The organism is uncultured Schumannella sp. (assembly GCF_905479755.1).
Classification (GTDB): Bacteria; Actinomycetota; Actinomycetes; order Actinomycetales; family Microbacteriaceae; genus DCRR01.
Genome location: NZ_CAJQNT010000042.1, coordinates 12667 through 35401, shown reverse-complemented (window position 1 = coordinate 35401; position 22735 = coordinate 12667). Strand labels below are relative to the sequence as shown.

Sequence of the window (22735 nt, the reverse complement as noted above, 5' to 3'; positions counted from 1 at the left end):
TTGAGATCACGCGAGAGCCGAGGCGAGAATCGCTCGGCGGAAGTCGGCGGCGCGGTCAGCGTAGTCGCGGTAGTGACCGTAGCTGGGCGCGGCAGGCGAGAGCAAGACGATGCCGTCGTCGATGACCTTACGCGCGGTGCGGATGGCGGCGTCCATGCCGTCGACCGGCACCGTCAGAATGCCCGTCGGCGCGAGCGCCTGAAGAATGCGCGGCCCGCTGTCGGGCAGTCCGATCACGGCAGCAACCGGATGCTGCTGCAGGTAGTCGGCGAGCGGCGCGTAGTCGACGCCGCGGTCTTGACCTCCGACGATGAGCACGAGGTCGCGCGTGTCGAGCGCCTCAAGTGCGGCCACGGCGGCGAACGGGCTCGTCGAGAGCGAGTCGTCGATGAAGACCAGTCCGCTCGGGTCGGGTACGCGCTCCAGGCGGTGCTCGAGCGGGCGGAATCCGGCGAGCGCCGTGAGCACGGTCGTGGGGTCGAGTTCGGTGCCGGCGGCCTCGACGGCGGCGAGCGCGAGCGCGGCGTTGCGCAGGTTGTGGCGGCCGACGAGCGGCAGCGTGCTGGCGTCGACGAACCGCACGCCGTCGCGCAGGATCTCCCGCGACCCGGCGCGCCCCGACACGCTCCAGCGGTTCTCGGCGGCCCCGACCAGCTCGACGTCCACGTCGGGCAAGAATCGCTCCAGCGCGGCCAGGAGCCTCGGGTCTTCGCCGTTCACGATGACACGGCGCGGCCCGTGCGCGATCAGGTTGAGTTTGTCGGCGTAGTACTGCTCTTCGCTGCCGTGCCAGTCGAGGTGCTCGGGAAACAGCGCCGTCAGCACGGCCACATCCGGCGAGGTGGTCACGGAGGAGCACTGGTAGCTCGAGAGTTCGGCCGCGTAGCGCTCGGCGTCCGGCAGCCGCAGTAGCGGGATGCCGATGTTGCCGCCGAGCTCGCAGCTCACCCCGTGCGCGACCGAGATCGCGTGCACGAGCGCGGCGGTCGTCGACTTGCCCTTGCTGCCGGTGACCGCCGTCGTGCGGGCAGCGTTCTCGGAGAGCCAGAGATCCGTCGCCGTGGTGACGCGGAGCTTCGCCTGCTGCACCGCGCGTCGCAGCGTACCGTGCGGGGGAATCCCGGGCGAGGCGATCGCGACCTGGAGGCGCTTCAGGCGGAGGGTCGCGGCGCTCGGCGCGATCAGCAACGGCACCGCCGCGCCGAAGCGACCGCGCCACGCGGCGGCGGAGTCGCCGTCGCGGTCGTCGGCGGCGTACAGCGCCCGCACGCCCGATCCGAGCAGGTGCTCGGCGAGCGCGATGCCCTCACGACCGGTGCCAAGGATGACGACGCGGCGTCCCTCGAGCTCAGACCAGCGCACGACGCGCCTTCTCGAAGATCTCGGCGACCGGAAGTGCGCTCGACTCGCCGAGGATGCGCTCCTCAAGCGCCGCGTCCCCCGCGGCGAGTTCGGGGGCCTCGGCCAACAGCGCGCGAATCACCGGGGACTCCGCCCAGCGCGGGATGCGTGAGACGAGCGTCACGGCGACCGAGCTCTCGGCCTCCTCGCCGACGCACTCGAAGGGCTTGTGCTCGCCGAGCCCGAGCAGGGCGCGGAAGCCGGGCAGCTGCGCCTCGTCGGCGAACAGGTCGTGGCCGATGATGTGCAGCAGGCGCTCGGGCTCGAGGTGCGGGGCGAGCGCGAGGAAGACGAAGCGGCACTTATCGCACTCGCCGCACCAGGTGGGCGTCGCCCCCGCGAGCCGGAAGGCGCGGTTGCAGCTGACGATCGCGTCGTCGTAGCGCGTCGTCGCCGCGAAGCCGCGCGCGATGCGCAGCTCGCTGAACGGGCGCAGGAGCGAGAACGAGGCTCCGCGCAGCCCCGCCTGCGCCTCGAGCACCGCGGCGAGCAGGCGCTCCGCCTCCAGGCTCTTCGACCACTGATGGTTGACGCTCTGGCCGTTCCATTCGAGGGTCGGGTCTGAGGCCGAGCTCTCGTTCGACATCACGACCGGGCCGAGGCCGAGCAGCAGCGACTGCGCGACCGCGATGAGCGTGTTCATGGCGGTCACCGGGACGTGCCCGTTGAGCGCTCCCCGCGCGTTGAGCTCGAGTAGCGCGGGATCGAGCCGGCGTCGCGCGGCAATGAGCGGCAGCTCGCTCGCCTCGGCGACGCGCGTGATGATCGCGTTCGGGTTGACGGCGAACTGCACCGGCTCAAGCCCGACGGCACGCAGCGACTCGACCGAGACGACCGAATCCTTGCCGCCGCCGATCGGGACGAGCGGGGTGCCCTCGGCGTCACGCACGGGAAGCGCGGCGGCGAGTTCGGCAGCGACGATCTCAGGGCTCAGCAACGCCGGAAGTCCCGCGCGGTAGGCGAACTCGGCGAGGCCGTGGCGGAGCACCTGGCGGAGGTACTCGACGGCCTCGGCCGTCAGCCCCGCGACATCGAGGTCGACGCGCGCCGGCGCGGCTGCCTTGAAGTAGCTCAGCCCGAGCACGGCCCCGAGCAGGACCAGCACGCGCTCCAGCCGCTCCTCGTCGTCGCTCGACAGCGGCGGGGCGGCCGACCCACTCGTGAACGTGATCGACTCGGTGAAGCGGAGCGGCTCGCCGGCACCGACCAGCTCGAAGTCGAACTCGGCGACGGCCGTCGCGGCATCGAAACGCGCCGCCGCGTAACGGAATGCGGTCACCGACCGCGGCTCGAAGCTCATCCCCCTCAGTCTAGGCGGCACCCCCGCTCTAGGCTCGGAGCATGACGAGTGCGCTCTTCACTGACCGGTACGAGCTGACGATGATCGACGCCGCGCTGCGCGCCGGCACGGCGCACCGGCGCACGGTCTTTGAGCTGTTCGCGAGGCGCCTGCCCGACGGGCGCCGCTTCGGCGTCGTGGCCGGCACCGGCCGCCTGCTCGAACTCCTGCGCGACTTCCGCTTCGGCGAAGCCGAACTGGAGTGGCTCGCGGCCGAACGCGTCGTCTCCGACGAGACCCTCGCCTGGCTCGCCGACTTCCGTTTCACCGGCTCGATGCGCGGGTATCGCGAGGGAGAGCTGTACTTCCCCGGCTCGCCGATCCTCGTCGTCGAGGGCACCTTCGCCGAGGCGGTCGTGCTGGAGACGCTGGCGCTCAGCATCTTCAACTACGACTCGGCGGTCGCCTCGGCCGCCGCCCGCATGGTGGCGGCCGCCGATGGCCGTCCGATCGCCGAGATGGGCTCGCGCCGCACCGGCGAGCACTCCGCCGTCGCGGCCGCGCGCGCCGCCTATCTCGCGGGCTTCGCCGCCTCCAGCAACCTCGAGGCGGGCCGCACCTGGGGCGTGCCGACGATGGGCACGGCCGCCCACTCGTTCACGCTCCTCCACGACTCCGAGACGGACGCCTTCCGCGCCCAGCTGGATGCCCTCGGCACCGGCACCACCCTGCTCGTCGACACCTTCGACACCCACCGCGGCGTCGAGACGGCGATCCGGGTGGCGGGCCCGGAACTCGGTGCGGTGCGGATCGACTCGGGAGACCTCCGCACCGTGGTGGCGGCCGTGCGCGCCCAACTCGACGGCCTGGGCGCGACCCGCACACGGATCACCGTGACCAACGATCTCGACGAGTTCGCGATCGCCGCCCTGCGCGCCGCCCCGGTCGACTCCTATGGGGTCGGCACGGCACTGGTGACCGGCTCGGGGGCTCCCGCCTCGGGAATGGTCTACAAGCTGGTCGCGGTCCAGGACGAGGACGAGGCCCCGTCCGGCTGGCGCGCGGTCGGCAAGACCTCCGAATCGAAGGCGACGGTCGGCGGACGCAAGCAGGCGTTTCGCGCCCTCACCGCCGGGGTGGCGACGAGCGAAGACGTGTACGTCGACGATCCGCCGGTCGCGGAGCGCCCCGCGCTGCGGGCACTCATGACCGAGCTCGTCGTCGACGGCGAGCCGGTCGCCGAGCACCTGGGCCCGGAGGGTTTGCGGCGCGCCCGCGAACACCACGCCCGAGCGATCGCCGAACTTCCGGACGCGGCGCTCGCGCTGTCCCACGGCGAGCCGGCGCTGCCGACCCGCTACTTGTAGCCGTCTGCCGCGCGACTACTCGTCGCGCATCCGCTCATAAACCTTGAGGCAGTCGGGGCAGACCGGGAACTTATCGGGGTTGCGGCCCGGCGTCCACTTCTTGCCGCACAGCGCCCGCACCGGCTTGCCGGTGACGGCCGACTCGACGATCTTGTCCTTCTTGACGTAGTGGGCGTAGCGGTCGTGGTCGCCGTCCTCGGTGAGCTCCTCGTTGAGGAGCTTCTCGAGTTCACGATCGAGCACATCGGTGCCGCCGCCCTGACCGGGCGAACCGGGAAGCGTGTCGCTCATGTCCCTAGTTTCTCATGGTGAAGGCCAGAAGTTCCGGCCCCGCCTCATCAAAGGCGCGACCGCCCACACTGATTCCCGCCCCGAGGACCGCCACCCCGACGACCGCGCCCACGATGAGTGACACCCAGTTCCACGGTCCCGGGACCTCGAGCAGCCAGACCACCGCGAACGCCACCGCGGGTGACGCGGCCAGGAGCGACAACAGGAACGAGCCGACCTGCGCCGACGCGCCCGTTCGACCGACCAGCTCGGGCTGCTGGAAGGATGCGTCGCCCGGGCGAGGCGCCGGGTACGGCGAGCGCGCCGACTCGGCACTGGAGACGCCGACGGCGCCGAGGAGCGTCGCCACCCCCACCCCGAGGACGATCGGCGCCACCTCCGCGTCGCCGTAGGCCCACACGGTCAGGGGCGTGCCGATCGCCAGGAGCGCCGCGCCGATGACGAGGACCGGAACCGCGCGCCCGATCCGGTCTGCTCGGCCGCGCAGCTGGGCGGCCAGGAGCGTCCACACCGCGGTCGAGTCGTAGGCGACGTCATTGTGCAGCGTCGACCAGCCGACGAGCAGCAGCATGAGCGGCAACGGAATCAGCACGCCCCACTGCAGCGGCATCCCGCTGATCCAGAATGCGAGCAGGACGACGATCGGAATTACCGGCAGGAAGACGAGGACGGTGCGATAGCGCGGATCGCGCACCCAATAGGTGAGGCTGCGCGCGGTCGCCGCACCGATCGGCGTCGCAGGGAAGCCGCGGAACCACCCGGGCACGCCGCGCCGCCGAACGGCGCGCGTGCGCCACGTCGCCCGGAACGCCGCCCTCACGACGACGTGCCAGATCAGAGCGAGAACGACGATCGTGACCACGCCGATCGGCACGGCGCGCCCCCACACCGACGGGATACCGAGCTGCGCGGGGATCGTCGCGGCCCACAGCGCGCCGATCGGGGTCACCGCCAGCGTGTCGATGATCGAACCGAAGCCGCTCTCACCGGTCTGGCTGAGCAGTCGCAGCGCCGCATCGAGTTGCGCGGCGGGCACACGCGTGATCGCGCGCGGCAGCAGGGTGAGCGTCAGCAGGGCGAGGGCGGCAGTGGCCGCCGCCACGAGAAGGAGGCGGACGACGAGTCGCGCGCGGGGCCGCGGATTCAGGATCGAGCCGACGGCGCGACCGAGCCGCCACGAGATGACGAGCTGGAGCGCGAGCAGTGCGCCGATGCCGAGCACCCGCGGGACGGAGGCCAGCTCTCCCCACACCAGCAGCGGCAGAAATCCCAGCGGCACGATGAACAGCGCGGCCGGGCCGACGAAGGAGATGAGGACGAGGGTGAGCGAGACCCGCCAGGGGCGGAACCCGTAGCCGCGCAGAGCGCGCCGGTCGAGCGGTTCGACGCGCGCGGCGAACGCCGGAACGGCGAACGCCGCGACGCTCACGATCGAGCCCGCGACGATCACGATCCGACGCGCGAAAGCCTGGTCCATGCCGCCGAGCAGGACGGCGCCGACGATGAGCGCGGCGACCGCCGCGAGAATCACCAGTGTCTCGACCACCGCGCGCGCGATGCGCCGAGGCGACCGGCTCAGGCTGTTGGCGGTGAGCCGCAGGTTCAGTCGGAGAAGCTCTGCAACCACTCCATGCCCTCCACCGCGTCCGCGCCGCCCGCCAGTTCGACGAACCGGGATTCCAGCGTGTCGTTCCCGATGACCTCGGCCATCGGCCCGCTCGCGAGGATCTTGCCCTCCACGATGATCGTCACCGAGTCGCAGACCCGTTCGATCAGATCCATGCTGTGGCTCGACAGCACGACCGTTCCGCCGGCGGCGACGTAGCGCTGCAGGATCTCGATGATGACCGCGGAGGAGACCGGGTCGACCGATTCGAAGGGTTCGTCCAGCACGAGCACGCGCGGCGAGTGAATCATCGCCGCGGCGATCGCGACCTTCTTCACCATGCCCGCGGAGTAATCCGAGACGAAACGGTCGAGCGAGTGCTCGATGCCGAAAGCGATCGCGAGGTCGGCCGTGCGGTTGACGATCGTGTCGTGGTCGAGTCCGCGCAGCGCGCCCGCGTGATGCAGGAACTCGACGCCGGTGAGGCGGTCGAACAGCCGCAACCGGTCGGGAAGCACGCCGAGGTTCTTCTTGGCGACCGAAGGGTTTCGCCACACGTCGACGCCGTACACCGAGACCTTGCCGAGGTCCGGCCGCAGCATGCCGGTGATCATCGCGAGCGTGGTCGTCTTGCCGGCGCCGTTGGGGCCGACGAACCCGGCGAAGGATCCGCTCGGAATCACGAGTCGGATGCCGTCGACCGCCGCGACTCCGCCGAAGCGTTTGGTGAGCGACTCGACCTCGATCGCGGACTCCACGTGGTGGCTGACCCCGCCGAAGAGCGGCGCCCCCGAGGTGCGGACGGTGGTCCCGCCGCGCGGACCGCCGCTGCCGGCCGGACGGTTCCGGCCCGAACGCGGGCTGGACGCCGGTCGCGCGGGCTCGGCCGGCTCGGCCGGCTCGGCGGGCTCGGCGGGCGACTCGATGCTGGGCTCGGCGATCGGCTCGGCGTTCAACGGGGCCACCGGCTCGGCGATCGTCTCGGCGGCGGGCCCAGCCGCGGGCGCGGCCACCGGCTCCGCCACCGGGATCGCCGGAATCTCGGCGATCGCGCGGCCCGCGGGCGAGATCCCGGGACGGTGCGTGGCGCCCGCGCGCGGCGTCGACGGTCGACGCGCCGACGACGTCGCCTGGGCGCGTGGTTTCTTGCGGGAAGCGGGCACGACGTAAAGGTATCAAGAGCCCCGAGTCGAGTGACTCTCAGCACTTTCCCAAAGTCACGATCAGAGAACGAAGAACGGAATCACTCCGTGGACGCACACAGAGGCCTTTACCATAACTCTCAGCACAACGAGGTGTCCTGAACCATGTTCAGTCGGTGAACAGCGCGTGAACTTCCGCGTACAACGACTGTCGACCACTACGAAGGGACCACCGTGCCGAAGACCTCTGCGCACACGACCGCGCCGCACATCGTCATTCTGGCCGCCGGGATGGGAAGCCGCCTCGGGCGCTCGCTTCCGAAGCCGCTGACTGAGCTGAGCGATGGTCGCACGATCATGCAGCAGCAGTTCGACAACATCCACGCCGCCTTCGGCCCCTCGGCCCGCGTCACGATCGTCGTCGGCTACAAGCTCGAGCACATCGTCGAGGCCTTCCCGCAGGCCGACTTCGTCTACAACGAGCAGTACGACCAGACCAACACGTCGAAGAGCCTGCTGCGCGCCCTCAAGTCCACCAAGGACGGCGGCGTGCTCTGGATGAACGGCGACGTGGTCTTCGACCCCGAGGCGCTCCTGCGCTCGCGCGCCCTCGTCGCGGGCGACCGCAGCTTCGTCAGCGTCAACACCGCCAAGGTGTCGGACGAAGAGGTCAAGTACACGACCGACGCCGAGGGATTCATCGCCAAGCTCTCGAAGCAGGTGCGCGGCGGCCTCGGCGAAGCCGTGGGGATCAACTACGTCTCCAGCCGCGACAAGGCGGCGCTCATCCACCACCTGCGCCGCGTCGACGACCAGGACTACTTTGAGCGCGGCATCGAACTCGCGATCGAACACGACGGCGTGCTCTTCGAGCCGGTCGACATCAGCGACCTCTACGCCGTCGAGATCGACTTCGCCGAAGACCTCGAGCGCGCCAACCTGTTCGTCTAGTCAGGCTCTTCGGGCACCCCGCCACTAGATTGTTGGCGTGAGCACCGAGACCGACGCCTTCGCGCGCCCGCGCACCGGCGTCCGACGCTATGCCCGGTCGCTGTGGCTCCTGACGACGCGCGATCTGAAAGTTCGCTACTCGACATCGTTCCTCGGCTACGTGTGGTCGGTGCTGGATCCGCTCGTGATGGCGGGGATCTACTTCTTCGTCTTCACGCTCGTATTCCAGCGCAGCGTGGGCAACGAGCCGTACATCGTGTTCCTGCTCTCCGGCCTGCTGCCGTGGATGTGGTTCACCGGCGCGATCTCCGACAGCACGGTCGCGTTCGCGCGCGAGGCGAAGCTGATCCGCTCGACCACCATCCCGCGCACCATCTGGGTGGCACGCCTCGTGCTCTCCAAAGGAATCGAATTCGCCTTCAGCCTGCCGGTGCTCGCCGGCTTCGCGATCGGCGCGGCGCTGCTCGGCCTGCCGATCGCGCTGCACCCCGAGGCCGCACTGTTCCCGCTCGCGATCGTGATGCAGGCGACCCTGATCTTCGGGATCGGCCTGACCGTCGCGCCCCTCGTGGTCTTCTTCCGCGACCTGGAGCGCGCGACGAAGCTCGTGCTGCGCTTCATGTTCTACGCCTCCCCGATCATCTACGGGCTTCCCGACCTCGCGCCGCTCGGGCTCGAGGGCTGGGCCGCGCTCAACCCGCTGAGCGGCATCTTCGGCATCTACCGCGCCGCGTTCTTCCCCGAGCAGCTCGACTGGTTCGCGGTCGGCGTCAGCGGCGGCGTGACGCTCGTGGTGCTGGTGATCGGCATCCTCGTCTTCCGCCGCACGATCCGCCCGGTGCTGAAGGAGATCTGATGGCGACCACGCAGCAGGCCACCGCCGTCGAGGGAAGCATCGTCGTCGAGGGGCTCGGGGTGCGCTTTAAGCGCAGCCGCAGTTCCCGTCGCAACTTCAAGGACCTGTTCGCCGGGCGCACGCGGCGCACCAGGCCCGGCGAATTCTGGGCCCTGCGGAACGTCTCGTTCCGGGTCACTCCCGGCGAAGCGATCGGGGTGGTGGGACGCAACGGGCAGGGCAAGTCGACGCTGCTCAAGCTCGTCGCCGGCGTCATGTTGCCCGACGAGGGCGGTGTCACCGTCGCCGGCGGCGTGGCCCCGCTGATCGAGATCACCGGCGGATTCGTCAACGACCTCACCGTGCACGACAACGTCTACCTGACGGCGGGGCTGCACGGCATGCCGCGTCGCGAGATCGACGCCCGCTACGCCGAGATCATCGACTTCGCCGAACTGCACGAATCGGTCGACACCCCCTACAAGCACCTCTCCAGCGGCATGAAGGTGCGCCTCGCCTTCGCCGTCATCTCGCGCCTGGAGGAGCCGATCATCCTCGTCGACGAGGTGCTCGCCGTCGGTGACAAGGCCTTCCGCGAGAAGTGCTACGCGCGGATCGAAGAACTGCTCGCGGGCGGACGCACCCTGTTCTTCGTCTCACACAGCGAACGCGACCTGCTGCGCTTCTGCACCCGCGGTCTCTATCTCGACAAGGGCGCCCTCGTCGTCGACGGTCCCATCAAGGATGTCGTGGCGCGCTACAACGCCGACTACGGTGTCTAGATGACCGCCCAGTTGCCCGTCGCGACCGCCGACGGCCTGCACCCGCGGGTGGCGCACGGCATCGACAAGCTGCTGTCGATCCAGCGGCCGGTGGTGCTCGCCCACATCCGCGCGATCCGTCGCTCCCGGCCGGGAGCCACCCCGGATGAGCTCTGCCGCATTCTCGAACGCCGCTACCTCACCGCCGTCACCAGCGGTGGGGCGCTCGTCGGTGCGAGCGCGGCGATTCCCGCCGTCGGCGTCGGCACCTCGCTCGTGCTCTCGGGCGCCGAGACGGCCGGGTTCCTGGAGGCGAGTGCGCTGTTCGCACAGTCGATCACCGAAATCCACGGGATCCCGGTCGTCGATCCGGATCGCGCGCGCACGCTCGTCATGACGATGATCCTCGGCAACGGCGGCCAGGAACTCTTGGCGCAGTTCGCCACTCAGGCGGCGGGACGCGGCACCTCCCGCAACGTGTACTGGGGCGAGCTGATCACGCGCAACCTGCCCGGCCCGGCCGTCGGCATCCTCGCCGACAAGGTCAAGCACGCCTTCGTGCGCCGGTTCGCGGTCACGCAGGGCAGCTCGATCGTCGGGCGGGCGATCCCGTTCGGCATCGGCGCCGTCATCGGCGGCACCGGGAATCATCTGCTCGGACGGGCGGTCGTCCGCTCCGCCCGGAGCGCGTTCGGCCCCGCGCCCGCCGAGTTCCCGGCGAGCCTCGACGAGCCGGATGCCACACCCCGCCCGCGCGGGAACCTCGCCAAAATCACCCAGCGCCTCCCCCGCACCCCTGACCTCGGCGGGATTCGCCGCGCCCTCACCCGCAGCAAGGGCGCGCGCGCCGCCGCACAGCTCGAGCCAGGACACGCCGAGGAGACGCTCCCCCCGCCGGACCCGGCGACCCGCCGCGCCGACTAATCGTCCTGCACTTCGGAGGGCATGCCCTCCTCGTCGATCTCGTCATCCAGGGGGTCGTGCTCGTGCGTGCGCGGATCGCCCGCGTGCAGCGCCGCGTGCTGCTCCCACTCCGCGATCATCGTCTCGATCGCCGCGTGGAACCGCGCCGTCGCCGCGCCGGGACTCGTATCGCCGAAGTGGTGCGTCGACCAGTGCGCCGCTCGCGCGATCGCCTCCGCATCCGTCAGCACGCGGTCGACCGCCGCCAGCACCGAAGGAGCACCGTCCGCCGTCAACCACTCGCAATCGCCGAGGAACCCCGACTCGTCGACCTCCGCCTCGGGCGCCACCGGACGGGTGACGATGACCGGCTTGCCGGTCGCGAGCCGGTCGTAGACCATCGCCGAGATGTCGGTGATCGCAACGTCGGCCGCGGCCAACTGCCAGCCCATGCTCGGCCCGTCGTCGAAGACGTGGTGCGCGGTCTCGTCGGCCTGGTTCGCGAGCCGGATCGCCTCAATGATGGCGCGATTCGCCGCGCGGTACTCGCGATCGATGACGCCGCTGCGCGGGTGCGGGCGGTAGATCAGGCGGTGCCGCGGCGAGGCGAGCACCGCCTCCGCGAGCGCCACCCCGTGGCTCGCGATCGAGCCGTAGCTCGCCGCGGGCCGGTCGCCCTCCCAGGTGGGGGCGTAGAGCACGGTGACCCGGTCATCCGCGGGGTAAGGCACCTCGCCCGCGAAATGATCCGCCTGCGGGCGACCGATCTGGATCGTCTTGCGGTCGAGATCAAAATTCCAGAGCTTGCGCGCGAGCCGATCGTGCGCGGCCTGCCCGGCGATCAGGGAGAAGTCGTAGGCCTTGAACTGGTTCGTCGTCATGTACATCTTGTCCGACTCGCCGTGGTTGATGAACACGTGCCACATGCGGCCGTACCGGAACATCTGGAAGTTCTTCATGTTCTGGTTGACGTACAGCACGATCCTGATGTCGTGACTCTCGACGAAGGCCTCGACGTCGGTGACCTTGCGGCAGTACGCGATCGGCACCGGCGCCTCCTCGAGCAGCGTCAACGAGGTCCCGGGGCTGCGGGTGATCACCGCGACCGGATGCGTGCGCGCCAACTCGGCCAACGGCGCGTACCACTGGCGGATCTGGTACAGGTTCACCCGGGTGTCGGCGAAGTAGACCACGATCTCGATGCCGGTCTCGGAGAGGTCCGGGAATCCGCCGCTCTCCAACCGCTCCGCGATCTCCCGGCGGTTCCGGCGAGAGCGGAGCGCGTTGCGGAACATGCGCCGAGCCGCACGGAAATCACGCAGGATGGGCACGCAGCAACTCCGGATTCACCATACGTTCATCGTGCCAGACCGCTCGGGCCTCTCCCGCCGAGAGCACCGACCGTGCCAGAATCGTGACGATTATGGCCCGCTTCACCTTCGCGGCCGGGAACGCCGGCAAACTGCTCCGGCTTCCCCTCTACGGGCTCGGGGCCGTTGCCGCGCGCCTCGTGCCGCGCAGCGATCGAATCTGGGTCGTCGGCTCGGGCATCGGCTTCGGCGAGGGCGCCGTGCCGCTCGCCCGCCTCGCGCGCGAGCGACTCGGCGACGGCCATCGGGTCATCTGGCTCGCCGGGTCGGCGCTCGAACGGGACCGCGCCCGGGCCGAGGGTTTCGAGACCCTGCCGCGCGACGGCGCCCGCGGCCTCTGGGCGACGCTGCGCGCCCGCGTCGTCATCGTCACGCACGGCCTCGGCGACGCCAACCGCTACGGCTCGCGCGGCGCCTTCATCGTCCAGCTGTGGCACGGGATTCCCCTGAAGCGTCTGCATCTGGACTCGCCGACCGCGCTGCGCATCCGCGGCCTGCCCGATCACCCTCGCGTGCGCGCGCTCCTCGCGAGCGCCTACCGCCGCGCGGGTCGGTCGATCGCACTGTTCCCGGTCGCCTCAGACCTGGTGGCGTCTCGCATCGTGAGCGCCTTCGGGATCGCGCCGAGTCGCGTCGTCACCACCGGGGACCCGCGCGATGACGTGCTGTTCGGCGAGCCCGACGCCGCGCGCAGCGCCGCGCGCCGCCTCATCGAGTCGGCGATCGGCCCGCTGCCGGCCACCGGCGCGCTCGTCCTGTACGCGCCGACCTGGCGCGACGGGCGCCCCGACCCGTCCATCCCGACCGCGGCCGAATGGCGCGCGATCGCCGCGTGGGCCGACCGCACCGAAAGCACGCTGCTCGTGCGGACGCATCCGCTCGGCGTCGGCGACTACGCGGCCGGGCCCGCCCTCAGCGACCGGATTCGGATGCTGTCGCCGCGTGAGCTGAACGAACTCACCCCCGCGCTTCCCGCGATCGATGTGCTCGTCACCGACTACTCCTCGGCCGCCTTCGACTTCGCCCTGCTCGACCGTCCCATCGTCTACCTCGCCCCCGACGTCGAGGACTATGCGAAGCGGCGCGGGCTCTACACCGACTTCCGCGACGTCACCCACGGCCGCCAACACCAAACCTGGGGGACGGTACTCGACGAACTGGAATCGCTCGCCCACCCCGACTCCCCCGAGGCCGCGCTCGCCCGCACCCACACCCGCTGGATGCGCGAGGAGCACTTCGATCTGCCCGACGGCCAGGCGACCGAACGGGTGTTCCGCGAGATTCTGCGCCGACTCGCGCCGACCCCCACCGTCCCGGCCGGCGACCCGGCCCCGCGGTTCGACTCCCCCGCGCGCATCGCCCGGCCGCGGATCCTCGAAGCCGAACTGATCGAGGGCGGCGCGACCGCCGGCGAGCTCCCGCACCTCGAACTCGAACTCTCCGGGCTCGGCGACACCGTCACCGGGATCGAACTCGCCGGCGGGCGGGCACGGGTCCCCGCGGCGCTGGACGGCGCCGGAGGCCGCGTGCTCGTGCGGATCCCGCTGCTCGCCGCGCGCTGGGGAAGTCGGCCACTCGCACTGCCGAGCGGCGCCTACGAGCTCATCGTGCGCGGCGAGGTCGACTCGACCCGGTTCGACATCGACCGCCCCCGCGCGCTCGTGCTCGACCACGAGCTGTTTCGCGCGACCGCGCGCGCCGACGCGGGCGGGTTCCGGGTGACGATCGAGGCTCCGCTCGACGCCGACGAGCAGGGACCGCGCGCGCAGCTCGAACTGGAGGCCCTGTACCGGGCCTCGCGAGGCATCCGAGAAGACGCCGTCTACTTCGAGAGCTTCTACAGTCGCAGCGTCGCCGACAATCCGCTCGGCATCGACCGCGCGCTCGCCCGGGCGCGCCCGCAGACGCGGCGCTACTGGAGCGTGCTCGATCACTCGATCGAGGTTCCCGAGGGGGCGATCCCGATCATCGAGGGGAGCCGCGAGTGGTGGCGCGTGCGCGCCGCGGCGCGCGTGCTCGTCGTCAACGACTGGCTGCGCAAGCGCTACCGGCGTCGCCGCTACCAGCACGTGCTGCAAACCTGGCACGGCACGATGGTGAAGCGCCTCGCCCTCGATCGGATCGGACGCCCCGGTCTCCTCGGCCGACTCGCCTCCTCGCGCACCGCGGTCGCCACCCGCCGAGAGCAGGCCCGGTGGGATGTGCTGCTGGCACAGAATCCGTACAGCGCCGAAATCTTCCGCTCGGCCTACGCGATGCAGGGGCCGATCTGGGTCGAGGGGTACCCGCGCGACGACGTGCTGCACGACCCCGATCCCGAGGCGCGTTCAGCGCGCATCCGCGACCGGCTCGGGGTGGCCTCGTCCGGGGTCGACGGCCCGCGCATCGTGCTCTACGCCCCCACCTGGCGCGACGATCGCACCGAGGTGATCGACTTCCTCGATGTCGAGAACTTCGCCGCCGAACTCGGCGACGACTGGATCGTGCTCGTGCGCGGCCACTCGCGCACGCTGCACTTCGGGCGCGACTTCCGCGGCCCGAACCTCATCGATGTGACGAGCTACCCGGACGTCGGCGAGCTGCTGCTGGTCGCCGATGTGCTCGTCACCGACTACTCCTCGACGATGTTCGACTGGATGACCACCGACAAGCCGATCGTGTTCTTCACCCCGGACCTCGCGCACTATTCGACCGAACTGCGCGGGTTCTACTTCGACTTCGTCGCCGAGGCGCCCGGGCTCGTCATCTCGGATGCCGCCGAGGTGCGCGCGGCGGTGCTCACGGCGCACGAGGGCCTCGTCGAGTTCGCCGAGCGCCGCGCCGCGTGGCGCGAGAAGTTCACCCCGTGCGAGGACGGGCGAGCCGGTGAGCGCGTCGTCCAGCGCATGATCGACGCCGGCTGGTTCGACTAGCCCGGAGTGACTACGACTCGGTGCGGGAGGTGTCGACGGCGTCCCGTGCGCCGCGCACCACACCCACCAAGAACCCGGCACCCCAGCTGAGGTGCATCGTCGCCACAACCGCGACGAAGCGCAACCGATCCGCCAGCGACCCCGTGTCCGAGATTCCCGCCGCGACCAGCAGGGCGAGGTAGGCGAGCGGGCCCAAAGCCGCGACCCCCGCGATCGCCAGCAGCCACACCGGCAGCAGCCCGAACGCCGCAAACGGCGCGAGCACCACCGTGAGCACGAGCGCGACCAGCAGCACCGGCGGTGCGAAGAACCGCAGCGGGTTGCGCCCACCGAGGCGTCGCACCAGCTCCCCCCGCCACACGCCCGTCGCGTAGAACTGCCGCACCAGGCGAATCCAGGTGCTCCGCGGCCAATAGCTGACGCGCAGCTGCGGGTCGAGCCAGACGAGCAGCCCCGCCTGGCGTAGCCGGAAGTTCAGCTCCCAGTCTTCGCCGCGCCGCAGTGACTCGTCGAAGCCGCCGACCTGATCGAACAGTTCGCGGCGGAAGATCCCCATGTACGCCGACTCGGCGGGGCCTTCCACGGCGCGATCACCGTGGTACGCGCCGCCGCCCAGCCCGAACGGGCTGTTGTACGCCCGCGCGACGGCCGCCTGGAAACCCGGGCGACCGGTCGCAATCATCACGCCGCCGAGACTCGCGGCCCCGGTGCGCTCCAGCGTCTCCACCCCGCGCCGCGTGTACCCGGGGGCCAACTCGGTGTGCGCATCCACCCGGATGACGATCGGGAACCGGCTCTCGGCGATCGCGCGATTCAACCCGATCGGGATGTCCATCCCCGGATTCGGGACCGAGCGGATGCGTTCGTCGGCGGCGATCAGCCGTTCCACGATCGCGTCGGTCCCGTCGGTGGACGGCCCCAGCGCGAGGACGACCTCGACCTCGCCCGGGTAGTCCTGCGCGAGGATGCTCGCGACGGCGGCCTCGAGGTAGCCCGCCTCGTTGAGAACCGGCATGACGTACGAGACGCCCGACACACTGGTCTGCTCCACTGCCACGCTCCCGAACTCCGCACCCACGACGCCCGGCGGGCCCGACCGATGGTATCAGTCGGGCCCGCCGGGGCTGGGGTTCCGCGCGCGGGCGGAGGCACTCGTCGAGCGGAGTTGGCCCTACTCGAGCGAGCCGAGCGTGACGTCGAAGGTCAGCACCTGTTCGCCACGCACCACGCTGATCGTGGTCGACGTGCCGGCGGCGAGCGCGCGGACCTGGGCCGTGATGTCGGTCGCGCTCGTGATCGGCAGGTCGTTGAAGTAGGTGATCACATCACCCGATTCGAGGCCTGCCGCATCCGCACCGGATCCGGCGGTCACCTCGCCGACGACCGCGCCCAGCGTCGACCCGGTGGCGCTGCTCGCGTCACCGACGGTCACCCCCAGCAGGCCGTGCGTGGCACTCCCCGACGTCATCAGCTCGTCGGCGACGCGCAGGGCGAGATCGGAGGGGATCGCGAAGCCGACGCCGATCGACCCCGACTGGTCGCTCGAAGAGCTGCCGGTTCCGGCGATCGCAACGATGATGCCGATCAGTTCGCCGTCGTCGTTCAGCAGCGCACCGCCCGAGTTGCCGGGGTTCACGGCGGCATCCGTCTGGATCACCGGGATCGAGATCGACGACGAGGTGGTGGTCGTGCTGCCCGGGAAGTCGAAGTTGAACTGCGGCCCCTCGGTGTCCTCGCTGGAGTCCTCCTCGGGAACGGCGGACGACGCGACGCTGATCCCGCGGTTGAGGGCGCTCACGATGCCGTCGCTCACCGAATTCGACAGTCCAAGCGGGGCGCCGATGACGACGGTGCGGTCGCCGACGTTCAGTTCGGAGGAGCTCGCCGTGTCGATCGCGGTGAGCCCGCTGGCGTCGTCGAGCTTGATGACGGCGAGGTCGGTGATCGGGTCGTTGCCGACGATCGTGGCGCTGTAGATCTGGCCGTCCGAGGTGGTGACCTCGATCGTCGCGGTCGCGGTCGCGCCGTCGAGGGTGACGACGTGGTTGTTGGTGAGCACGTAGCCGTCGTCGGTCAGGATGACGCCCGAGCCGGAGCCGGCGACCGATCCGCCGGACGCGCTGATCGTGACGACCGAGGGGGCGGCCTTGGCGGCGATCGCGGTCACCTCGGTCACGTCGTCGGGGTTGTTGACGGTGATCGTGGTCGGGGCCGACTGCGTCGTCTGCGTGGTGGAGGTCGAGGAACCGACCGCCCAGGCGGCAACACCGGCGCCGGCGGCACCGCCGATGAGCGCACCGACAGCGAGTGCGGCGACGACGGGAAGACCCGCGGTGCGTCGCGGCGCGGTCTCGCTGATGGCGGCATCGTCGACGGGGTTCGGCGCCGGCGGCGCTTCGGGGGCCGTCGGGGGTTCCGTCGGGGGTCCGGGCGGGGCCTCGGGCACGCCGAGCGGCGGCACGTTCTCGCCATCCGCGGTGGGGGTGGCGGGGGTCGAAACGGGGGCGTTCTCGCCATCCGCGGTGGGGGTGGCGGGGGTCGAGACGGGGGCGTTCTCGTCATCCGCGGTGGGGGTGGCGGGGGTCGAGAGGGGGGTGTTCTCGCCATCCGCGGTGGGGGCGGCGGGGGTCGAGACGGGGACGTTCTCCTCGACGGGCTGCGGGTCGCCCGGCGTCGGGGTGCGATCGGTCATGAGTGCTCCTTCCAGCGTGGCTAGCCTCACGCCGAAACCTGTGTGCCGCGTATGCCGGCGCTGGGAGCCTACTTGAGCATTCGGAGCGGGGCTGGCTCGCGTTGGGTCAGCACCCGGGGCCGGACGGGTTCGCCCGGCAGTCCTCCGCCACCAGGACGGTTTTGGCGCCCCCGACGGTGATGGCGAGATCGTTCGCGGGAAGCACGAGTTGACCGGCGATCGGCACCCACGTCGACCCGGCGTACCGGTACTCGGCGCTGTACCCGACCGACAGGCGGATGACGTAGGGGCCCGCCGTTGAGTACACGTGACTCGTGGGGGTCGCATCGAACTCGGCGACCCCGAGCGCCGCCCAGGTGTCACCCCGCGTCGACCGTGTCGCCGTGCTGCCGTCGCCGTAGTCCCAGTAGTACTGGACCGGGGTGAACCGCACGTCGGCGCGTTGCCCGAGCAGCGTGCCGGGCACGATCTGCGTTCCCGTCTTGGCATAGAAGTTGGTCGGCAGCCCGGCGATCGTCCACCCGTCGGGCTGCATGTGATGCGTGGCCGCCGTCGGTCGGAAGCTCGCGATGTCGACGAGCGTGACCGGTGCGGTGACGTCCCATCCGTCGCGCTCGACCTCGGCCGTGCAGGTCGGAACGCCGTTCGCGTAGGTGACGAGCGCGGTCTCGCACTGCGGAAGCGGTGCGGCCGCGCGCCCGTCGCCGCTCGCGCCGCCGCCCGCACCGCCGCCCGACCCGGGTGCGCCGTCATTGCCCGTCAGTTCTGCGGAGTCGTCGGTGAGCTCGCCGGTCACAGCACACGAAAGTAACGGGCAATCGCCCGGCTCCGCCGCAGCGATCGCTGTCGGTGCGCTCGCCAATAGCGCGGCGGTCAGCAAGAAAGAGGGCCATCCCATTTGTCATCCTCGTTAACTCTCAGGGACTGATCTTCCGTCGCCACCAACTCGACCACAGAAGGCAACATGTCCACGCGACCATCGGGGGTGATGTCCAGTCCTTCAGCGCTGATCAACCGAGCGTCAGAAAGGTCGATACAGACGTAGACGGTAACTACGGCGGTGTCGCCGTTTTGTCGAAACGATTGGAGCGAGTGAACGAACGATTGCGTATCACCCACCTGGCGTGACCCGGTCTCCGATTGGCCGTCACTGTAGGAACGGATTTCCGCCATCAGCTCTGGAGTTGTCACTTCAGCCAAGTCTGAGTAGTCCAGCCACCCGCTTTGCGCCAAGAGGTTCGATGCACGGACATATGACGAGTACACCTCCTCCGCCGCGGCGAGCGCCTCCTCGTCGGAGGCGAAGAGCGGCGTGCTGGTGGGTTGCGGGGGCAGGGTGATCGGCGCGGGGTCCGGCGCGCAGGCGGCGAGGCTCAGACTGAGGGCGAGCGCGACGGCGGCACCGAGGGCGGCGGCCGGGCCGGGTGAGGCGATCCGCATGGGATGACGGTAAGGCATCCGCTCGGCGCGTGGACGAGTCATCCACAGCGCGGCAGTAAGTTGGAATCCATGAGTGTTCCGGGCGCGTGGGAACGAGCGGCGCGCGGGGCGATGCTCCTCGGCAACGATGGCGCGCTGCGCCCCACCATCTTCGGGGAGATGTCGGCGCTTGCCGCGAGCACGGGCGCGATCAACCTCGGCCAGGGTTTTCCCGACGAGGATGGGCCGCGGGAGGTGCTCGACGCCGCCAAGCGCGCGATCGACGACGGGCTGAACCAATACCCGCCGGCACTCGGCATGCCGGTGTTGCGCGAAGCGATCGCCCGGCACCAGGAGAGGTTCTACGGCATCCGCCTCGACCCCGACCGCGAGGTGCTCGTCACCGCGGGCGCGACCGAGGCGATCGCCGCATCCCTGCTCGCGTTGCTCGACACCGGCGACGAGGTCGTCACCTTTGAGCCGTTCTACGACTCGTACGCGGCGATGATCGGCCTCGCCGGCGCCCGGCACGTGACGGTGCCGCTGCTCGCCCCCGACTTCCGGCCCGATCTGGATGCCCTCCGCGCCGCCGTCACCGACCGCACCCGCGTGATCCTGATCAACTCGCCCCACAATCCGACCGGCGCGGTGCTCGACCGCGAGGCCCTCGACCTGATCGTCGACCTCGCCCACCGCCACGACGCCTGGATCCTCAGCGACGAGGTCTACGAGCACCTCGTCTTCGCTGACCCGGCGGGCGAGGCCCGGCACACGCCGATCGCGACGCTTCCGGGCGCGCGCGAGCGCACCGTCAGCATCGGCAGCGGCGGCAAAACCTTCAACACGACCGGGTGGAAGATCGGCTGGATCATCGCGCCGCCCGCGCTGCTCGGCCCCATCCAGGCGGTCAAACAGTTCCTGACCTATGTCAACGGCGCCCCGTTTCAACCAGCGATCGCGGCCGGGCTGGACCTGCCGGACCGTTTCTTCGCGGATGCGGCGGCCACGCTCGCGTCCCGATGCGACCTGCTGTCGGCGGGCCTGGTCGCCGCGGGGTTCACGGTCTCTCGCCCGCGCGGCGGCTACTTCGTCATCGCGGATGCCGCCCCGCTCGGTGCCTCCGATGCCGACGAGTTCTGCCGTCGGCTGCCCGAACGCGCGGGCGTGGTCGCCATTCCGTTGACCGCGTTCATCCGCCCGGAGAACCGAGACGGCTACCGCACACTGGTGCGCTTCGCGTTCTGCAAGCGGCACGATGTGCTCGAGCGCGCGGCCGCGCAGCTCGCGTCGCTGCGCGCCTAGCACTCGGCCACCGCGCCGCTCAAACACCGCGCCGCGTCTCACCACACACACTGCTACCCCGCGCGCTGGGCAAGCAATCGCTCGAGCACCGGGCTCTTGCTGGGGGCGGGGATGGGGCGCTGCTCGGGATCAAGCGATCGCGGCGGCACCATGAAGTAGTCGCTCCCGGTGCGCGTCACCCGCCACCCGTTGTCGTGCACGAGCAGATGATGGTGCCGGCAGAGCAAGACACCGTCGGCCGCATCCGTTCTCCCGCCCTCCTGCCAGGGAACGATGTGGTGTGCTTCGGCCCAGGAGGGTGGTCTCTCGCAACCCGGGAAGCGGCACCCGCCGTCACGGGCGGCGATCGCCAGGCGCTGGTGTCGGCTGAACAGCCGACGCTCGCGACCGAGGTTGAGAGGCTGGCCGACGGAATCGAAGACGACCGCCACCGAGCCCGCTGCGCAACGGTGACGCTCAGCGGTGGAGATGCTGACCGGCTCCGACTGCCCTTCGACGCGAGCGATGCCGCGACCCGATTCGAGGTCGTGCGCCGTGACGAGAACGCGCACCGACGCACCGCGACCGGCCAGCACCGCGTCGGGGCTCACGGTCGACCCCACGCGGACGAAGTCGACCAGGGCGTCAAGCGCGATCTGCTCGGTGGTGCGGGCGTCGCGCACCAGGTCGGCGGCGGCATCGACCGCCGCGGGGTCGACGAAACGCGGACCTCCGCGGCGCGGCGACGTCACCGCATCGACGGCGGAGACGACGAGGGCGGCCGACTCGGGGTCGAGCAGCCCCGAGACGCGGGTCATGCCGTCGGCCTGCCGAAACAGGTGCAGGTAGCGGCGTTCACGCAGGGCGCGCTCACGATCGGCAACCCGTTCGGCATCCGCCGCCGCGTCGAGCTCGGCGCGAGCATTGCGCGCGGCAACCGCAAGACGTTCGAGGCTGAGGCCGGGCGCCTGCGCGACGAGTCGTTCGGCCGCGGCCGCGAGCGCCGGCTCGCCGATGGCGTCGCCGGGCACCCCGAGCCCGGTGCGAATCGCGTCGGCGGCGGCCACGGAGAGCCGGCCGGCGGCGACCGCCGAGCCGACGGCGCGCAGCCACGGCTCAGCGTCGGCGATCGACGCGCGGCCCAGCTCGGTGGCGACGTCGGGAGCGGAAGCTCGCGACGCATCCGTCACCGGGATCATCGACCCGACGCGCACGAGCGTGGCCGCGTCGCGTGAGGTGCCGCCCGTCAGCCGCTGGACGAGTTGCTGCGGCGTGCGCGTGCCCAGACGCTGCGCCAGGCCCTCGTAGCCGAGGTCGGGGCGCGAGCGGTGCGCGATCTCGGCGGCGACGACCGCCGACGCCGACTCGACCCGGCGCGCGATCTCGCCGAGCTCCCGCTGCAGGTCGAGCAGCTCCGAGTCGGCCACCCCGAGCACCGCGGGCGGGGCGAACGGCACCGAGACATCGGCGAGCGATGTCAGAGATGCGTTCGAAGTGGACATGAGTCGATTGTCTCAGGATTCGAATGTTTATTCTAGGTTTGCTCAGATACTGGTGGAGAAGTCGCGAGCCGTTGGACTGTGGAGGAGACGACTGCGCCGACCCCGCGACCCCACGCCCTACTCCCCGATCGCCCCAACCCCGAACCGCCGCAACGCCAACGCCGGATTGACCCGCCGCACCTCCGCGACCCGCGCCGGAGAGATCCACGCCACGCCGACGTCGACCGACTCCCCCACCGTGACCAGTTCGATGCCCATCGGATCGACCACCATGCTGTTGCCCGCTCCGACCGGCGGCGCATGGTCGGCGGCGGCCACGAAGATCGTGTTCTCGAGCGCACGCGCGGTGACGAGCGTGCGCCAGTGGTGTTCCTTCAGCGGACCGCGCACCCACTCGGCGGGCAACAGCACCAGGTCGGCTCCGGCATCCACGAGTCGTCTGGTCACCTCGGGAAACCGCACGTCGTAACAGGTCTGCAGCCCCACGGTGAAGCCCTCCCAGGCGAACACCGGTCGCTGCTCGAGCGCGCCGGCGACCACCCAGTCGCTCTCCTTCTGGCCGAACGCGTCGTAGAGGTGCATCTTGCGGTAGCTCGCCACCACCTGGCCCGAGGCGTCCACCGCGACGAGCGTGTTGTGCACTCGCTCGGTATCCCCCGGCACCGCCTCGATCATGCCGGCCACCAGATGGATGCCCAACCGCCTCGCCACCGCACCGAGCGCGCTCGTGAACTCGCCCTCGATCTCTTGCGCGAACGGCACCACGCCCGGCCCCATCGCCGCCGTGAAGTACGACGAGTACTCGGGGAATACGACGAGGCGCGCGCCGCGCGCGACGGCGACCTCGGCGAGGCGGGTGATCTCGGCGAGGTTCGCGGCGGGGTCGTCGCCGGGCGCGAACTGCGCGACGGCGACCGCGACCGTACGAGCGCCCGCGCCCGCGCCCGCGCCCGAACCTGTGCCCGAACCCCTGCCCGCGCCCGAACCCGCGCCCGCCGAACTCTCAGATGAAGCCATGCGCCC

19 protein-coding genes are annotated in these 22735 nt (G+C 70.7%); 7 read left to right on the top strand and 12 right to left on the bottom strand.

Translation table 11 applies throughout. From position 1 onward, the window contains the following. Positions 1-6 precede the first annotated feature (6 nt). Both murD and QZ258_RS11065 read right to left on the bottom strand, forming a co-directional pair. Complete coding sequence (gene murD, locus QZ258_RS11070) at positions 7-1362, bottom strand: UDP-N-acetylmuramoyl-L-alanine--D-glutamate ligase (RefSeq protein WP_294181509.1); 1356 nt, start codon at positions 1360-1362, stop codon at positions 7-9. Then, positions 1349-2701 carry a hypothetical protein gene (locus QZ258_RS11065; protein ID WP_294181507.1) on the bottom strand — a complete coding sequence of 451 codons (1353 nt, stop codon included), beginning with the start codon at positions 2699-2701 and terminating at the stop codon, positions 1349-1351. The genes murD and QZ258_RS11065 overlap by 14 nt, the downstream gene beginning before the upstream one ends. Positions 2702-2742: 41 nt before the next feature. On the opposite strand from QZ258_RS11065, the gene QZ258_RS11060 reads away from it, so the two are divergent. After that, positions 2743-4047, top strand: coding sequence for a nicotinate phosphoribosyltransferase (locus QZ258_RS11060; protein ID WP_294181506.1), 1305 nt, complete (start codon positions 2743-2745; stop codon positions 4045-4047). 15 nt (positions 4048-4062) lie between these two features. Here the strand turns inward: QZ258_RS11060 and QZ258_RS11055 are convergent, their stop codons facing one another. From QZ258_RS11055 to QZ258_RS11045, 3 genes are read right to left on the bottom strand one after another with little or no spacing between them, the layout of a single operon-like run. Continuing rightward, on the bottom strand, positions 4063-4338 hold the full coding sequence (locus QZ258_RS11055; RefSeq protein ID WP_294181504.1) for a DUF3039 domain-containing protein: 276 nt from the start codon (positions 4336-4338) through the stop codon (positions 4063-4065). A 4-nt stretch (positions 4339-4342) separates the two neighbouring features. Beyond that, positions 4343-5965 (bottom strand): hypothetical protein, encoded by a 1623-nt coding sequence (locus QZ258_RS11050; RefSeq protein WP_294181501.1) that lies wholly within the window; start codon positions 5963-5965, stop codon positions 4343-4345. Then, positions 5941-7107, bottom strand: coding sequence for an ABC transporter ATP-binding protein (locus QZ258_RS11045; RefSeq protein WP_294181499.1), 1167 nt, complete (start codon positions 7105-7107; stop codon positions 5941-5943). Before QZ258_RS11045 ends, QZ258_RS11050 begins: the two co-directional genes overlap by 25 nt. Positions 7108-7320: 213 nt before the next feature. Here QZ258_RS11045 and QZ258_RS11040 point away from each other — a divergent pair, with 213 nt between their 5' ends. The 4 genes from QZ258_RS11040 to QZ258_RS11025 are packed head-to-tail and all read left to right on the top strand — an operon-like array spanning position 7321 to position 10557. Next, complete coding sequence (locus QZ258_RS11040; protein WP_294181497.1) at positions 7321-8037, top strand: phosphocholine cytidylyltransferase family protein; 717 nt, start codon at positions 7321-7323, stop codon at positions 8035-8037. A gap of 37 nt (positions 8038-8074) precedes the next feature. After that, complete coding sequence (locus QZ258_RS11035) at positions 8075-8893, top strand: ABC transporter permease (protein WP_294181495.1); 819 nt, start codon at positions 8075-8077, stop codon at positions 8891-8893. Beyond that, a complete protein-coding gene (locus QZ258_RS11030) occupies positions 8893-9654 on the top strand; it encodes an ABC transporter ATP-binding protein (protein WP_294181493.1) in 762 nt (253 codons plus the stop codon). Before QZ258_RS11035 ends, QZ258_RS11030 begins: the two co-directional genes overlap by 1 nt. After that, on the top strand, positions 9655-10557 hold the full coding sequence (locus QZ258_RS11025; protein WP_294181491.1) for a hypothetical protein: 903 nt from the start codon (positions 9655-9657) through the stop codon (positions 10555-10557). It begins immediately after the preceding gene. Here QZ258_RS11025 and QZ258_RS11020 read toward each other — a convergent pair. Next, the gene (locus QZ258_RS11020; protein WP_294181490.1) at positions 10554-11831 is read right to left on the bottom strand and encodes a CDP-glycerol glycerophosphotransferase family protein; all 1278 of its coding nucleotides are present in this window, start codon (positions 11829-11831) and stop codon (positions 10554-10556) included. The two genes, QZ258_RS11025 and QZ258_RS11020, sit on opposite strands and share 4 nt — an antisense overlap. Positions 11832-11959: 128 nt before the next feature. Here QZ258_RS11020 and QZ258_RS11015 point away from each other — a divergent pair, with 128 nt between their 5' ends. Then, the gene (locus tag QZ258_RS11015) at positions 11960-14818 is read left to right on the top strand and encodes a CDP-glycerol glycerophosphotransferase family protein (RefSeq protein WP_294181488.1); all 2859 of its coding nucleotides are present in this window, start codon (positions 11960-11962) and stop codon (positions 14816-14818) included. A gap of 10 nt (positions 14819-14828) precedes the next feature. Here the strand turns inward: QZ258_RS11015 and QZ258_RS11010 are convergent, their stop codons facing one another. The 4 genes from QZ258_RS11010 to QZ258_RS10995 all read right to left on the bottom strand — a co-directional run bounded on the left by QZ258_RS11010 (position 14829) and on the right by QZ258_RS10995 (position 18950). Further along, on the bottom strand, positions 14829-15875 hold the full coding sequence (locus QZ258_RS11010) for a glycosyltransferase family 2 protein (protein ID WP_294181486.1): 1047 nt from the start codon (positions 15873-15875) through the stop codon (positions 14829-14831). 114 nt (positions 15876-15989) lie between these two features. Next, positions 15990-17510 (bottom strand): S1C family serine protease, encoded by a 1521-nt coding sequence (locus tag QZ258_RS11005; protein WP_294181484.1) that lies wholly within the window; start codon positions 17508-17510, stop codon positions 15990-15992. Between the two features lie 106 nt (positions 17511-17616). Then, the gene (locus QZ258_RS11000; protein ID WP_294181482.1) at positions 17617-18306 is read right to left on the bottom strand and encodes a PKD domain-containing protein; all 690 of its coding nucleotides are present in this window, start codon (positions 18304-18306) and stop codon (positions 17617-17619) included. Positions 18307-18383: 77 nt separating this feature from the next. Further along, on the bottom strand, positions 18384-18950 hold the full coding sequence (locus tag QZ258_RS10995) for a hypothetical protein (RefSeq protein WP_294181477.1): 567 nt from the start codon (positions 18948-18950) through the stop codon (positions 18384-18386). A gap of 69 nt (positions 18951-19019) precedes the next feature. Here QZ258_RS10995 and QZ258_RS10990 point away from each other — a divergent pair, with 69 nt between their 5' ends. Then, the gene (locus QZ258_RS10990) at positions 19020-20231 is read left to right on the top strand and encodes an aminotransferase class I/II-fold pyridoxal phosphate-dependent enzyme (protein ID WP_294181475.1); all 1212 of its coding nucleotides are present in this window, start codon (positions 19020-19022) and stop codon (positions 20229-20231) included. 53 nt (positions 20232-20284) lie between these two features. Here QZ258_RS10990 and QZ258_RS10985 read toward each other — a convergent pair whose 3' ends face one another. Both QZ258_RS10985 and QZ258_RS10980 read right to left on the bottom strand, forming a co-directional pair. Beyond that, positions 20285-21712: an HNH endonuclease signature motif containing protein gene (locus QZ258_RS10985; RefSeq protein WP_294181473.1), complete on the bottom strand. Its 1428-nt coding sequence runs from the start codon at positions 21710-21712 to the stop codon at positions 20285-20287. A gap of 117 nt (positions 21713-21829) precedes the next feature. Then, positions 21830-22729, bottom strand: coding sequence for a carbon-nitrogen hydrolase family protein (locus QZ258_RS10980; protein ID WP_294181471.1), 900 nt, complete (start codon positions 22727-22729; stop codon positions 21830-21832). Positions 22730-22735 lie beyond the last annotated feature (6 nt).

Bases quoted from the DNA above. Each gene is read 5' to 3' on its own strand.
- QZ258_RS11065 (WP_294181507.1), bottom strand. From the start codon at position 2,701: ATGAGCTTCGAGCCGCGGTCGGTGACCGCATTCCGTTACGCGGCGGCG.
- QZ258_RS11060 (WP_294181506.1), top strand. From the start codon at position 2,743: ATGACGAGTGCGCTCTTCACTGACCGGTACGAGCTGACGATGATCGAC.
- QZ258_RS11055 (WP_294181504.1), bottom strand. From the start codon at position 4,338: ATGAGCGACACGCTTCCCGGTTCGCCCGGTCAGGGCGGCGGCACCGAT.
- QZ258_RS11030 (WP_294181493.1), top strand. From the start codon at position 8,893: ATGGCGACCACGCAGCAGGCCACCGCCGTCGAGGGAAGCATCGTCGTC.
- QZ258_RS11025 (WP_294181491.1), top strand. From the start codon at position 9,655: ATGACCGCCCAGTTGCCCGTCGCGACCGCCGACGGCCTGCACCCGCGG.
- QZ258_RS11020 (WP_294181490.1), bottom strand. From the start codon at position 11,831: ATGTTCCGCAACGCGCTCCGCTCTCGCCGGAACCGCCGGGAGATCGCG.
- QZ258_RS11015 (WP_294181488.1), top strand. From the start codon at position 11,960: ATGGCCCGCTTCACCTTCGCGGCCGGGAACGCCGGCAAACTGCTCCGG.
- QZ258_RS11005 (WP_294181484.1), bottom strand. From the start codon at position 17,510: ATGACCGATCGCACCCCGACGCCGGGCGACCCGCAGCCCGTCGAGGAG.
- QZ258_RS10995 (WP_294181477.1), bottom strand. From the start codon at position 18,950: ATGCGGATCGCCTCACCCGGCCCGGCCGCCGCCCTCGGTGCCGCCGTC.
- QZ258_RS10990 (WP_294181475.1), top strand. From the start codon at position 19,020: ATGAGTGTTCCGGGCGCGTGGGAACGAGCGGCGCGCGGGGCGATGCTC.
- QZ258_RS10985 (WP_294181473.1), bottom strand. From the start codon at position 21,712: ATGTCCACTTCGAACGCATCTCTGACATCGCTCGCCGATGTCTCGGTG.
- QZ258_RS10980 (WP_294181471.1), bottom strand. From the start codon at position 22,729: ATGGCTTCATCTGAGAGTTCGGCGGGCGCGGGTTCGGGCGCGGGCAGG.